Annotated in this window: 14 protein-coding genes; 10 read left to right on the forward strand and 4 right to left on the reverse strand. The window is 72.8% G+C overall.

What is annotated here, in order from left to right; genetic code table 11:
- The 5 genes from rfaE2 to CA984_RS37415 all read left to right on the forward strand — a co-directional run.
- Positions 1-481: D-glycero-beta-D-manno-heptose 1-phosphate adenylyltransferase (rfaE2, locus tag CA984_RS37395; RefSeq protein WP_108724674.1), on the forward strand; the 481-nt coding region annotated here is incomplete at its 5' end.
- A 16-nt stretch (positions 482-497) separates the two neighbouring features.
- Positions 498-1,178 carry an SDR family oxidoreductase gene (locus CA984_RS37400; RefSeq protein WP_086578124.1) on the forward strand — a complete coding sequence of 227 codons (681 nt, stop codon included), beginning with the start codon at positions 498-500 and terminating at the stop codon, positions 1,176-1,178.
- A 16-nt stretch (positions 1,179-1,194) separates the two neighbouring features.
- Positions 1,195-2,382 (forward strand): glycosyltransferase family 9 protein, encoded by a 1,188-nt coding sequence (locus CA984_RS37405; protein WP_341351753.1) that lies wholly within the window; start codon positions 1,195-1,197, stop codon positions 2,380-2,382.
- Complete coding sequence (locus CA984_RS37410; RefSeq protein ID WP_086578125.1) at positions 2,379-3,350, forward strand: UDP-glucuronic acid decarboxylase family protein; 972 nt, start codon at positions 2,379-2,381, stop codon at positions 3,348-3,350. The genes CA984_RS37405 and CA984_RS37410 overlap by 4 nt, the downstream gene beginning before the upstream one ends.
- Before the next feature lie 63 nt (positions 3,351-3,413).
- Positions 3,414-4,244 carry a glycosyltransferase family 2 protein gene (locus CA984_RS37415; protein ID WP_341351754.1) on the forward strand — a complete coding sequence of 277 codons (831 nt, stop codon included), beginning with the start codon at positions 3,414-3,416 and terminating at the stop codon, positions 4,242-4,244.
- A 144-nt stretch (positions 4,245-4,388) separates the two neighbouring features.
- Here the strand turns inward: CA984_RS37415 and CA984_RS37420 are convergent, their stop codons facing one another.
- Entirely contained in the window at positions 4,389-4,922 is a 534-nt protein-coding gene (locus CA984_RS37420; protein ID WP_242676390.1) for a cysteine hydrolase family protein, read from the reverse strand.
- Between the two features lie 110 nt (positions 4,923-5,032).
- On the opposite strand from CA984_RS37420, the gene CA984_RS37425 reads away from it, so the two are divergent.
- Both CA984_RS37425 and CA984_RS37430 read left to right on the forward strand, forming a co-directional pair.
- Positions 5,033-5,449: a CBS domain-containing protein gene (locus CA984_RS37425; protein WP_086578135.1), complete on the forward strand. Its 417-nt coding sequence runs from the start codon at positions 5,033-5,035 to the stop codon at positions 5,447-5,449.
- A gap of 462 nt (positions 5,450-5,911) precedes the next feature.
- Positions 5,912-6,958 (forward strand): P1 family peptidase, encoded by a 1,047-nt coding sequence (locus CA984_RS37430; protein WP_086578127.1) that lies wholly within the window; start codon positions 5,912-5,914, stop codon positions 6,956-6,958.
- A gap of 86 nt (positions 6,959-7,044) precedes the next feature.
- On the opposite strand, the gene CA984_RS37435 is transcribed toward CA984_RS37430, so the two are convergent.
- Positions 7,045-7,626, reverse strand: a complete 582-nt coding sequence (locus tag CA984_RS37435; protein WP_086578128.1) for a TIGR03086 family metal-binding protein — start codon at positions 7,624-7,626, stop codon at positions 7,045-7,047.
- A gap of 79 nt (positions 7,627-7,705) precedes the next feature.
- Here CA984_RS37435 and CA984_RS37440 point away from each other — a divergent pair, with 79 nt between their 5' ends.
- Positions 7,706-8,143 (forward strand): MarR family winged helix-turn-helix transcriptional regulator, encoded by a 438-nt coding sequence (locus tag CA984_RS37440; RefSeq protein WP_031170727.1) that lies wholly within the window; start codon positions 7,706-7,708, stop codon positions 8,141-8,143.
- A 292-nt stretch (positions 8,144-8,435) separates the two neighbouring features.
- Here the strand turns inward: CA984_RS37440 and CA984_RS37450 are convergent, their stop codons facing one another.
- Positions 8,436-8,945 (reverse strand): GNAT family N-acetyltransferase, encoded by a 510-nt coding sequence (locus CA984_RS37450; protein ID WP_086578136.1) that lies wholly within the window; start codon positions 8,943-8,945, stop codon positions 8,436-8,438.
- A 191-nt stretch (positions 8,946-9,136) separates the two neighbouring features.
- Positions 9,137-10,318: an ROK family protein gene (locus CA984_RS37455; protein ID WP_165781551.1), complete on the reverse strand. Its 1,182-nt coding sequence runs from the start codon at positions 10,316-10,318 to the stop codon at positions 9,137-9,139.
- A 568-nt stretch (positions 10,319-10,886) separates the two neighbouring features.
- Between CA984_RS37455 and CA984_RS37460 the strand changes: the two genes are divergently transcribed.
- Positions 10,887-11,084, forward strand: a complete 198-nt coding sequence (locus tag CA984_RS37460; protein WP_086578130.1) for a hypothetical protein — start codon at positions 10,887-10,889, stop codon at positions 11,082-11,084.
- Between the two features lie 240 nt (positions 11,085-11,324).
- A complete protein-coding gene (locus CA984_RS37465; protein ID WP_086578131.1) occupies positions 11,325-12,158 on the forward strand; it encodes an amidohydrolase family protein in 834 nt (277 codons plus the stop codon).
- Positions 12,159-12,183: the final 25 nt, after the last annotated feature.

Below are 12,183 nucleotides of genomic sequence, written 5' to 3' on the forward strand. Positions count from 1 at the left end.
GTCCGCGCCCGTGCGGGGGGACCGGCCGCGCACCGCGCTGGAGGTGGCCGAGGCCGTCCGCGCCACCGGGGGCCGGCTCATCGCCACCGGGGGCTGCTTCGACCTGTTGCACGCCGGCCATGTCAGCCTGTTACGGCGGGCCAGGGCGCTGGGCGACGCGCTGATCGTCTGCGTCAACTCCGACGCGTCCGTCCGGCGCCTCAAGGGGCCCGGCCGCCCCGTGGTCGGCGAGCCTGACCGGGTCGAGGTGCTGCGCGCGCTGGAGTGCGTGGACGCCGTAGCCGTCTTCGGCGAGGAGACCCCCGCCGCGATGATCGAACGGCTGCGGCCCCACGTGTGGGTCAAGGGCGGCGACTACGAGGCCCTCGACCTGCCCGAAGCGGAGACCGTACGCCGGGTGGGCGGGGAGAGCGTGATCCTGCCCCGCGTGTCCGGCCGGTCCACGACCGACCTGATCGCCGCCGCGAGGGCGGCCAGGTGACCGAGGAGGAACGTTCATGCTGGGAAACACGCTGATCACCGGTGGCGCGTCGGGGCTGGGCCGGGCCGTCGCCGTCGCCGTCGCCAAGGCGGGCGGCCGGCCGCTGGTCGTCGACGTCAACCCGCCCGAGGACGGGAGCGACCACGTGATCGCCGACCTCGCCGACCGCGCGCAGGCCGAGCGGGCGGTGGCGGAGCTGGCGGAGCTGGCGGGCGGGCTCGACGGCGTGGTCACCGCCGCCGGCATCGACGCCTGCGGGCGGCTGTCCGACGTCCCCGCCCTCGCGTGGGAGCGGGTGCTGCAGGTCAACCTGCTGGGCACCGCCTCGGTGGTCCGCGCGGCCCTGCCGTACCTGCTCGCCTCCCGGGGCAGGGTGGTCACCTGCGCCTCCACCCTCGGCCTGCGGGCGCTGGGCGAGGCGACGGCCTACTGCGCGTCCAAGTTCGGCGTGGTCGGGTTCACCCGGGCACTGGCCGCGGAGCTGGCGGGCGAGGTGGGGGTGACGCTGCTGGTGCCCGGCGGCATGAACACCCGCTTCTTCGACGATCGTGACGAGCGCTACAGACCCGGCCCCGACGCCGGGCTCAACCAGCCGGAGGACGTGGCCGCGACCGTCGTGTTCGCCCTCGGCCAGCCGGCGGGCTGTGAGATCAGGGAGCTGGTCGTCTGCCCCGCCACGGAGACGTCATGGCCGTGACGATCCGGAATCCGGCGTGACCGCCGGCGGGCGGACGGCGGCCGGGGGGCCGCCGGTCATGGTGGTGCTGCGCGGGCTCGGCCTCGGTGACCTGCTCACCGCGGTCCCGGCGCTGCGGGCGCTGCGCCGAGCCCATCCCGGTCACCGGATCGTGCTGGCCGCGCCCGCCTCGCTGGTGCCCCTGGTGCCGCTGATCGGCGCGGTGGACGAGCTGCTCGACGTGTCGGGGCCGGGACCGGTCCCGCTCGGAGTGGCCCCCGACATTGCGGTCAACCTGCACGGCAGGGGCCCGCAGAGCCTCGCCGCGCTGCGCCGTACCGGTCCGGGACGGCTGCTCACCCACGCCCACCCCGACTTCCCCGAGGTGCCGGGGCCGCCCTGGCGGGGGGACGCGCACGAGGTCCGGCGCTGGTGCGACCTGCTCGGCTGGTACGGCATCGCGGCCGATCCGGGCGATCTGGAGCTGGAGATCCCCCCGGGGTGGGCGCCCGTCGCCCGTCCGCGGGTGGCCGGCCCGGTGCCGGAGCCCGTCTCCTCATGGGAGCCCGCGCCGGCCGCCGTCGACTCCGGGGCGGCCGGTCCGGGATCGGAGGGCTTCCCGCCCGGCGCGGGTCCGGGGCCGTGCGTCTCTCCGCCCGATCGGCCCGCGTCGGCCGCGGGCCGGGTCGCGGCCGGTCGCGGGGCGGCCCGTCCGGGACCGAGGGTTCCCCGGTCCAGGCGGCCCGCGTCGGTCGTCCTTCATCCGGGGGCCGCCGCCCCGGCCAGGCGCTGGCCGCCGGAGCGGTTCGCGCTGGTGTCCCTCGCGCTGCGGCAGGCCGGGCACGAGGTGGTGATCACGGGGAGCGCCGGGGAGCGGGCGCTCGCCGAGCAGGTGGCCTCCCTCGCCGGCCTGCCGGAGGCGTGCGTGCTCGCCGGGCGCACCGGCCTGCGTGACCTGGTCGCCCTGGTGGCCCGGGCCCGGCTGGTCGTGTGCGGCGACACCGGCGTGGCCCATCTCGCGAGCGCGCTCGCCACCCCTTCGGTGGTGCTGTTCGGGCCCGTCTCGCCCGCCCTGTGGGGGCCGCCCCACGGTCCGCACGTGGCCCTGTGGGCGGGGCGCTCCGGCGACCCCCACGGTGACCTGCCCGATGAGGGCCTGCTGGAGATCGGCGTCCTGGAGGTCCTCGACGCCGCCGTCAATCTGCTGGAGGTAGGCGTCCGATGAACACGCGACGTGTGGTGGTGACCGGCGGAGCCGGTTTCCTGGGGTCGTACCTGTGTGAACGCCTCCTCGCCGAGGGGGCCGGGGTGGTCTGCATGGACAACTTCCTGACCGGCTCCCCCCGCAACGTCGAGCACCTGATCGGCCGGGCCGCGTTCCGGCTGGTCGAGTGCGACCTCACCGGCTTCGTCCACGTGCCCGGTGACGTGGACCTGGTGCTCCACTTCGCCTCGGCGGCCTCGCCCGCCGACTACCTGCGCCATCCGATAGAGACGCTCAAGGTGGGCAGCCTCGGCACGCTGCACGCACTCGGGCTGGCCAGGGAGAAGGACGCCCGGTTCGTCCTGGCCTCCACCAGCGAGGTGTACGGCGACCCGCTGGAGCACCCGCAGCGGGAGAGCTACTGGGGCAACGTCAACCCGGTGGGGCCGCGGAGCGTGTACGACGAGGCCAAGCGTTTCGCCGAGTCGCTGACCACGGCCTACCGCAACTCCCACCGGGCCGACACCGCGATCGTGCGGATCTTCAACACCTACGGGCCGAGGATGCGGCCCCACGACGGCCGGGCCATCCCCACCTTCATCCGCCAGGCCCTGCACGGCGAGCCGATCACCGTGACCGGTGACGGCGGGCAGACCCGCTCCATCTGTTACGTGGACGACACGATCGAGGGGATCCTCGCCCTGGCCAACAGCGGATTCGAGGGACCGGTCAACATCGGCAACCCGGCGGAGCTGACCATGCTCACCCTCGCCGAGACGATCCGCGAGCTGACCGGCTCGGACTCGCCGATCCACTTCATCGACCGTCCCGCCGAGGACCCGGAGATCCGACGCCCCGACACCTCGCTGGCCGCCTCTCGCCTGGGGTGGACGCCGAAGGTGGACGTCGTCGACGGGCTGAGCCGTACCATCGCCTGGTTCGCCGAAGAGCTCCAGGTCAACCGTGAAAGCGCCGAGTCGAGTAGGTGAACCGGTGTCCGGAGACGCGTCGGAACCGTCCGGCAGGCCGGCCGGGTGAGTTCGCTCTCGCGCGTGACGGTGGTGGTGGTCACCCGGAACCGCCGCCGTGACCTGGAACGCTCGCTACCGCGCCACGAGAGCCCCGTCATCCTGCTCGACAACGGTTCCACGGACGGCACACCGGCCCTGGTCCGGCGGCGGTTCCCGCATATCCAGGTCGTCGAGCTCGGACGCAACCTCGGCGCGCCGGCCCGCAACCTCGGCGTGCGGCTCGCCCGGACGCCCTACGTCGCCTTCGCCGACGACGACTCCTGGTGGGCGGACGGCGCGCTCCGGCGCGCCGCCGACGTGCTCGACGCCCACCCCCGACTGGCGGTACTCGCAGCGCGCATGCTGGTGGGGCCCGAGGAGCGCTTGGATCCGATATGCATGGACATGGCAGCATCTCCTCTCGCCGCCGAACCGGATCTTCCCGGCCCGGCGGTCCTCGGGTTCCTGGCCTGCGGAGCCGTGGTGCGACGGAAGATGTACCTGGCCGCCGGCGGCTTCGACGACGTCGTCTTCTTCTTCGGAGAGGAGGAGCGTCTCGCGCTGGACCTGGCCGCGGCCGGCTGGGGGCTGGCCTATGTCGAGGACGTCGTCGCCCATCACCATCCCTCGCCCTCTCGCGACGCGCGGGGCCGGCTGGCCCTCGCCACCCGTAACGCGGTGCTCAACGCCGTCCTGCGCCGACCGTGGCCGGTGGTGGCACGGGTCATGCTCACCGCCGCGCGCGGCGGTCCGGCCGAGCGGCGGGGGCTGAGGGACGCCCTGCGAAGGCTGCCCCGGGCACTGACGCGCCGTCGTGTCCTCTCACCGTCCTTGGAGGCGGCGCGGAGATCGTTGGAGCTTCCCAGATCGTGAGAGAAGCCCCGGGAAGGACGATCCGGGTCCGTCACCGGTCGTGGTGCGGATCGTCCACGCTCACGGACGCGGGCTACGGACGCGGGCTACGGACGCGGGCTACGGACGCGGTAGGGCCACCGCGCGCCGGCTCGTCCTTCCGGCTCAGTCCTCCAGGCACCGCTCTCCCGAGACGATCCGCGCGCTCATGTTGCGTTCCATCATCCGCAGCGCGGCGTCGCCGAGGTCGGCGTGGATGTGGGCGACGCAGTCACGCGGCACCCTGATCGCGAAATGCCGGACGTAGGCGTCGAGCGCGCTGTAAAGGATGCACTGCTCGGTCACCTGGCCGGCCAGCACCAACGTCTCGATCCCGCGGCGGCGCAGGAGGTACTCCAGCGACGTGCCGTAGAAGGCACTGTGGCGCACCTTCACCAGGAACGGGCACTCCGGCGGGGAGAGCACCGGCTCCACCAGATCGGGCCGTGCGCCTTTGAGTGCCAGAGCCTCGATGTCGGAGCGGGTCGCTGCGAAGTCCCCCTGGTTGTCGTTGACGTAGATCACATCGACCTCCGGGTGCCGGCACGCCCGCCCGATCAGGTGGGCCAGCGGTGTCACGATCCGGGCGACACTGTCCTGAAGCAGTTCCGCGTCCGGGTGGTCGTAGGAGTTCAACATGTCCACCACGACCAGCGCCATTTTTCCCATACTCCTTACCTCTCCCGTCGCCCGCCGTTCATTCGACACCGTTTGAGCTGCGGAAGCTCGGGAAGCCGTAGAACAAACGGACCCGATGAGAAGGAGTGAAGATGCCGACCGCACGAGAGATCATGACATCGAACGCCGAGTGCGTGAACGCCGACGAGACGGTGCTGGACGCCGCGAAGAGGATGGCCCGCCTGGACGTCGGCTCGCTGCCCATCTGCGGCACCGACGACCGGCTCAAGGGCATGCTCACCGATCGCGACATCGTGGTGAAGGTGCTGGCCCAGGACAAGGACCCCGCTTCCTGCCTGGCCGGCGAGCTGGCCCAGGGAGAGGCCGTCACGATCGGCGCCGACGACGACGCCAGGGAGATCCTGCGCACGATGGCCTCGCACAAGGTCCGCCGGCTCCCCGTGATCGACGGCCACAAGCTGGTCGGGATGGTGGCCCTGGCCGACATCGCCCGGGCGCTGCCGGACGCGCCCGTCGGCGATCTGCTCGACACCCTGACCTCCGACTGACCGCCGTCTCCGCCGGACCGGTCCGCCTGGATCGCTCCTGCGGTCAGGAGGCGCGGTGCGTGGAGGCGGAGAAGGACGGCCGCCGGCTCCCGCACGGCCATGGAGAAGGACGGCCACCGGCTCCCGCACGGCCCACGGCGCGTACGCGCGCGCTCCCCGAGGCGGATGGTGCCGGTATCCCTCCGGTTAGTGAGCCGGGATCCCTCCGGTTAGTGAATCGTGCGCCGAGGGCGGACAATCGGCTCCGACGTCCCGGCAGACCGGGACGTCGGAGACGGACTGATGAGGAGAGACCGTGCCGGCCACATCCCCCCGGCCACCGCGCGCCGACGCGCGACACGACCGCGACCGGCCGCTTGACCCGTTGATGGACGGCCTGCGCCACCGCGCCGCCGCCACGCCGGAGGCACCGGCCGCGCCGAGCGCGCGCGACGCCTTCCCAGCGAGCCGGGAGGGCGGCCGATGAGCCTGACGGGGCGCGGTCACAGGGCGCGCGACCTCGGGATCGTGATCGGCGAGCACGAGCCGGGCGAGCACAACGCCATCACCGACGTGCCCGGCGTACGCGTCGGGCACTGCACCGTCCTGCGGGAGCCCGCCATCCGCACCGGCGTGACCGCGATCGTCCCCGGCGACGTCGGCCCGCACGCGCCGTTGCCGGCGGGCATGTTCGCCGGCAACGGGCACGGCAAGCTGATCGGCGCCACCCAGCTGGCCGAACTCGGGCTGATCGAGGCTCCCGTCGTGCTCACCGCGACGCTGTCGGCGTTCCGGGCGGCCGACGCGGTGGTGAGCTGGATGCTGGCACGGCCGGACTGCGCGGACGTACGGACCTTCAACCCGGTCGTGGGGGAGTGCAACGACGGCTACCTGTCCGACATCCGCGCCCGTCCGCTCGGCGAGGCGCAGGTGCTGGCGGCCATCGACGGCGCGGCGCCGGGGCCGGTGCCGGAGGGGTGCGTCGGAGCGGGAACCGGCACCGGCGCCCTGGGGTTCAAGGCGGGCGTCGGCACGGCCTCCCGGGTGCTCGACCTGGCGGACGGGCCGGTCACCCTCGGCGCGCTGGTGCAGGCGAACTTCGGCGGCACGCTGCGACTCCTCGGCTCCACGGTCACGCCGGCCTCCTTGGGGCTGGCCGAACCCGCCGCCCCGGACGTGGGATCGTGCATGGTCGTCCTGGCGACCGACGCGCCCCTCGACGCCCGCCGGCTCACCCGACTGGCACGGCGTGCGGTGTTCGCACTGGGACGGGTCGGCGCCTCCTACAGCCACGGCAGCGGGGACTACGGCATCGCCTTCTCGGTCCGGACGGACGGCCCGCCGCTGCCGGACACGACGTTGAGCCCGCTGTTCGAGGCGACGCTCGACGTCGTCGAGGAGGCCGTCCTGAACTCGCTGTTCACCGCGACGACCATGACGGGCGTGGACGGGCGCACCCTGCACGCGATACCGCTGTCCCGCCTCATGAAACTCCTGGGCCGGAGCGGGCCGCCTCTCCAGGGAGACTGAGGGCCGTGCCCTCCGGGGCTGGACGCCCCTCCGGCGGACGCCGTCCCGGCCGGAGGGGCGTCCAGCCTCCCGGTGACGAGGCCGCTCTAGGCGGGGGAGCGGCCGAGCATGGCGAGGATCCGGCTGAAGCGGTCCGCGTCCTCGGGGATGACCAGGCCGGGCTGGAACGCGGCGCCGGGCCTGCGGCGTCGTCCGTCGTCCGGGACGGCCCGGGCGATCGGCCAGGCGGCCTCCACCAGCTCCGGCTCCGCCGTGAACTCGACGCCGAGCGACTGGGCGACGTCCCAGCCGTGCACCAGGTAGTCGATGAAGTGAAAGCCGATGGCCTGTGCCGCGGGGAACGTCAGGTCCCTGCCGAACTCGGGCAGTGCGAACTCGCGATCCAGCACGCCGTCCTGCGCGAACGCCGTCATCACGCGTTCGGCGGCTCCGGCGTAGGCCGAGAAGGCGTCGTCACCCAGCGGTTCCACCCGCCACACCGCAAGATCGGCTCCGGCTCCCTCCGCCGCGGCGGCGAAACCGTGGTGCTGGGCGGTCATGTGGGCGAGCAGGTCGGCCAGCGTCCAGCCGGCGCACGGCGTGGGCCGGCCGAGGTCCTCGGCCGCCGCCTTGGCGACCAGGTCCACGCTCGCACGCACCGCACGCCGGTCCAGTTCCCGAATGTCCATGAGCGACCTCTCGTGTTAATAAGCGTCTGCGTATCATCTACACGTGTATATCATCTGTCAATGCGTATAGTGGGATGCCGTGACCGATCGTCCCGACCTCGCCGCGATGATCAGCCCGCTGAGCCGGGCGCTCATCGACGCAGAGCTGCCTGTCCTGCACGAGCACGGCCTGTCGATGTGGGCCTACTCGGTCCTGCTCGCGCTGGACGAACGGCCGTTGCGGACCCAGGCCGCGCTCGCGGAGGCCATCGGCGCGGACAAGACCCGCATCATCGGGTTCCTCGACGACCTCCAGCGGAAAGGTCTCATCGAGCGGACCCCCGACCCCGCCGACCGGCGCGTCCGCGTCCTGTCGTTGACCGCCGAAGGCCGCCGCGTACGCGACTCCGCGCAGGCGGGCATCCGGCGCAAGGAAGAACGCCTGCTGGCGCGCCTTTCCCCCGAGGACCGGCGCGGTTTCCTGCGCGCCCTGCGGACGCTCGCCGCCCTGCCCCCCGAAGAGATCGCGGGCGCCTGACCCCGGTGAGGCGTGCGCCCCGGTCGAGGCGGCGAAGCGGTTCAATGTCCCGGCGGTTGCGTCCACGGATGTGGTGTACGGGTTCCGCCGCCGAACGTCCGGGAGCGGACCTGCCCCTGCGGCGCGGCCCACGACCGGGACGTCAACGCGGCGATCGACATCCTCGCCGCCGGACAGGAGGAGAGACGGAACGACTGCGGGGTGAGGAGAGGAACGGGACCTGTCCCGGCACCGCGCGAAGAAGCGGTAACCCACCCGGAGACGCATGCGCGGCAGGCGGGAAGCACCGTCTTCAGGACGGAGTGGATGCCAATCGCGCCCGCCAGACGACCTCGCCGTCCACCCGGGCGTCGGTCGGCACGAGACCGAGGCGGCGGGCCAGGGCCGAGGAGGCGGTGTGGTCGGGGTGGATCGTCGCGACGACGTCGGTGACGCCGTGCTCCCTGAGCCAGGAGAGGAGGGCGAGCGCGGCCTCGCCGGCGATCCCCCTGCCCTGCCAGGGGGTGCCGACGACCCAGGCCACAGATGCCTGGCCGGCGGCCACGGTGGCCTGGACGTAGCCGACCAGGCGGTCCGGGCCCTCCAGGCGGATGACCCAGTTGAGCCAGGCGTCGTCACCGCCGGGCGGCGGCCCGGCGACCATGCGGGTGTAACGGTCGCGCAGTTGCTCGGCGGTCGCGGGGGAGCCACCGATGAAGGTGTGGAGGGCCGGGTCGGAGAGTGCCTCGGCCATCTCGGCGGCGTGCTCCACGGCGAGCGGTTCGAGCGTGAGCCGGGGGGTCCAGATCGGTCCGGTGTCCATCGTCACAGCGTCCCATGGACGGCTGCCGTGACAAGGCGTCTCGTGATCGGCTGCCGCAGCAACGGCGTCCCGTGGTCGGTTTCCACGCCCATGGCGTCCCGTGATCGGCTGCCGCAGCAGGGGCGTCCCATGGTCGGCTTTCATGGTCACGGCGTCCCGTGGTCGGTTTCCACGCCCATGGCGTCCCGTGGTCAGTCGCGGGTGACGGACCGGTCGACGGTGCCGGGGGCCAGGACGTGTTCGATGACCATGACGGCCGCGCCGATCACCCCGGCCCGGTCGCTGAGCTCGCTGGCGGTGATCGTCAGGTGCTGGGTGGCGAGGGGCAGCGAGCGGCTGTAGATGACCTCGCGGAGGCCGGCGAGTATCTGCTCGCCGGCCTCCGCGATGTCGCCGCCGACCACGATCACCGAGGGGTTGAAGAAGTTGACGATCGAGGCGAGGACGTCGCCGATCTCGCGGCCCGCCTGGCGGATGAGCTGGACGGCCTGGGTGTTGCCGCTCCGCACCAGGCGGACCACGTCGCGGCTGTCGGCGGCCTCCACGCCGGCGGCGGACAGGCGGGCGGACATGGCCGCGCCGCTGGCGACGGCCTCCAGGCAGCCGAGGTTGCCGCAGCGGCAGACGATGTCGGTGGCCGAGGCCACCTGGATGTGGCCGATGTCGCCGGCCGCGCCCTGGGCGCCCCGGTGCAGGTGGCGGTCGCTGATGATGCCGCAGCCGATGCCGGTGCCGATCTTGACGAAGATGAGGTGGTCGGCCTCGGGACGGGCGGCCCAGTGCTCGCCCAGCGCCATGATGTTGACGTCGTTGTCGACGAGCACGGGTGCGCCGAAGCGCTCGCCGAGCCATTCGGGGACGGGGAAACCGTCCCAGCCCGGCATTATCGGCGGATTGACCGGCCGCCCCGAACTGTGCTCGACCGGGCCGGGCAGGCCGATGCCGATGCCGCAGATCTGGTCACGGGTGTGGCCGGTCTCGGCGAGCATCTCCTCGAAGGTGTGCTGGAGCCAGGTGAGCGTCTCGACGGGGCCACGGTCCACCGGCACCTCGTCCGCGCGTTCGGCGAGCACCTCGGTGCCCAGGTCGGTGATCGCCACCCGGGCGTGGGTGGCCCCGAGGTCGGCGGCGAGGGCGATGCGGGCGCCGCGGTTGAAGGTGAAGGCGACGGCGGGACGGCCTCCCGAGGAGATGGCCTCCTCGGTCGGGACGATCCACTGCTGGCTCAGCAGCGCGTCGAGCCGCTGCCCGAGGGTGGAGCGTGCCAGTCCGGTCAGTTGCACCAACTCGGCCCGGGTCCGGGCCTGACCGTCGCGCAGGATCTTCAGAAGCGCCCCCGCGCCGGCGATTGAACCGTTCGCTTCGCTCAGCATGCGCACAGTCAACACTCCTCGTTTCCACCGCGTCAAAGCGACTTACGCCCGCCCACTCCTTCATTGTGCCTAGATATCACTTATTTTTGCTTGATCATCGCCATAAGTGCTCATTGCCGGCCGGAAGTATGGAGGAAATCAGACCGTTGCCGCCGTCTCGATCTGGCGGCCGCCGAGGGACAGGACGACCTCGCCACCCAAGGGCCGGCCTTCCGGCACCCCCTGAACCCGTTCCCCCTCGGTGATTTCCGTGCCGGAGGCCGGACGTGCCGTGACGATCTGCCGGGGGGTTCCACCGGGGGAGCCGGGGAGAGTCGCCGAGGCGGCGTCCGGCGGGGGAGCGCAGCCGGGCGTGACGGAGACCCCTGCCCGATGCTCTCCGGGACCGGACGGTAATCCGGGTGGACGGATGCCTTTGTCCTTTCTGGAAAGACCGCCGGAGTTCTCTCCGGCTAGCGTGGAATCGCAGGTCGTGCGCCGCGCCGGCGTCGTCCGTGGCATCGGTCCGGCGTCCTGCGGGCCCAGGTGCCGCCCGGGGCCCGGCCGACTCGACATGGGGTGATCTCGCATGATCAGGCTCAGATACGCTCTCGCCGCCGGTGCGGTGGCGGCCTCCGCCCTCGCCGTCCCCGTGGCGGTGTCGGCCCAGTCCGCCGGTGCCGGCGCCGTACCCGCCCTCACCTCCGCCGAGAAGCCCTGCTCGCAGTACGGCACCCAGCAGGAAAGGGACTACTGCGAGCAGCGGCTGCGCGACTCCGGATACTGATCGCGCGGTCCGGCGCGAGGAAGCCGCCCGGCCGCCGGTCCCGTGGGTGTTCCTTCCGGCGCGGGCCGGCCCGGCGGGGCGGTGCTCCCGTCGCGGGGGCCGCGCGGAGTGTCCTCGTGCCCCCGTACCGGCCTACGGTCGCGCTCTGAGATCCGATCAATGTGCTGGAAATCCCGGTTGCGACTTGTCGGGTGCCACTCGTTTCGGTTGAATGATCGGACCAATCGCCCGGGGAGAGCCATGATCGACGCGCATCACCATGTCTGGGACCTGTCCGTGCGGGACCAGGACTGGATCACCGGTCCCGAGCTGGCCCCGCTGCGGAGGAACTTCGGCGTCGAGGACCTGCCGGCGGCCGCCTCCGGGGTGACGGCCACGGTGCTTGTGCAGACGATCGCCGTGCCGGAGGAGACGCCGGAGTTCCTGGCCCTGGCGGAGGCGCACGACCTGATCGCGGCGGTGGTCGGCTGGACCGATCTGACCGCGCCCTCGGCCGCCGACGACCTCGACGCGCTGCGGGCCGTGCCGGGCGGCCGCTACCTGCGCGGCATCCGGCACCAGGTGCAGGGCGAGCCCGACCCGCGCTGGCTCTGCCGGGACGACGTTCGGCGCGGTCTCGCGGCGGTCGGGCGGGCCGGGCTCGTCTACGAGCTGCTCACGCTCCCGCACCAGCTCCCCGCCGCGATCGAGACCGTAGCCGCGCTGCCCGATCTCGCCTTCGTGCTCGACCACTGCTCCAAGCCGCCGGTCGCCTCGGGGGTGCTGGAGCCGTGGGCCACACTGGTCCGCGAGCTGGCCGCGCGTCCGAACGTCACGTGCAAGCTGTCCGGCCTTCTCACCGAGGCGGACTGGGACGGCTGGGCGGCTGCGGACCTGCGGCCCTACGTCGACGTGGTGCTGGAGGCCTTCGGGCCGGAGAGGGTCATGTTCGGCTCCGACTGGCCGGTCTGCCTGCTCGCCGCGCCGTACGAGAGCGTGCTGGAGACCACCCGCTCGCTCACCGCGCACCTGTCGGAGGCCGAGCGCGAGGAGGTGTTCGGCGGGGTGGCCGCCCGCGTCTACGGCATCGCCTGACCCGCCCGCGCAGCCCGCACCCGCC

The organism is Streptosporangium minutum, assembly GCF_002149035.1.
Taxonomy (GTDB): domain Bacteria; phylum Actinomycetota; class Actinomycetes; order Streptosporangiales; family Streptosporangiaceae; genus Streptosporangium; species Streptosporangium minutum.

Bases quoted from the DNA above. Each gene is read 5' to 3' on its own strand.
- CA984_RS37460 (WP_086578130.1), top strand. From the start codon at position 10,887: ATGATCAGGCTCAGATACGCTCTCGCCGCCGGTGCGGTGGCGGCCTCC.
- CA984_RS37425 (WP_086578135.1), top strand. From the start codon at position 5,033: ATGCCGACCGCACGAGAGATCATGACATCGAACGCCGAGTGCGTGAAC.
- CA984_RS37430 (WP_086578127.1), top strand. From the start codon at position 5,912: ATGAGCCTGACGGGGCGCGGTCACAGGGCGCGCGACCTCGGGATCGTG.
- CA984_RS37435 (WP_086578128.1), bottom strand. From the start codon at position 7,626: ATGGACATTCGGGAACTGGACCGGCGTGCGGTGCGTGCGAGCGTGGAC.
- CA984_RS37420 (WP_242676390.1), bottom strand. From the start codon at position 4,922: ATGGCGCTGGTCGTGGTGGACATGTTGAACTCCTACGACCACCCGGAC.
- CA984_RS37410 (WP_086578125.1), top strand. From the start codon at position 2,379: ATGAACACGCGACGTGTGGTGGTGACCGGCGGAGCCGGTTTCCTGGGG.
- CA984_RS37455 (WP_165781551.1), bottom strand. From the start codon at position 10,318: ATGCTGAGCGAAGCGAACGGTTCAATCGCCGGCGCGGGGGCGCTTCTG.
- CA984_RS37450 (WP_086578136.1), bottom strand. From the start codon at position 8,945: ATGGACACCGGACCGATCTGGACCCCCCGGCTCACGCTCGAACCGCTC.
- CA984_RS37400 (WP_086578124.1), top strand. From the start codon at position 498: ATGCTGGGAAACACGCTGATCACCGGTGGCGCGTCGGGGCTGGGCCGG.
- CA984_RS37465 (WP_086578131.1), top strand. From the start codon at position 11,325: ATGATCGACGCGCATCACCATGTCTGGGACCTGTCCGTGCGGGACCAG.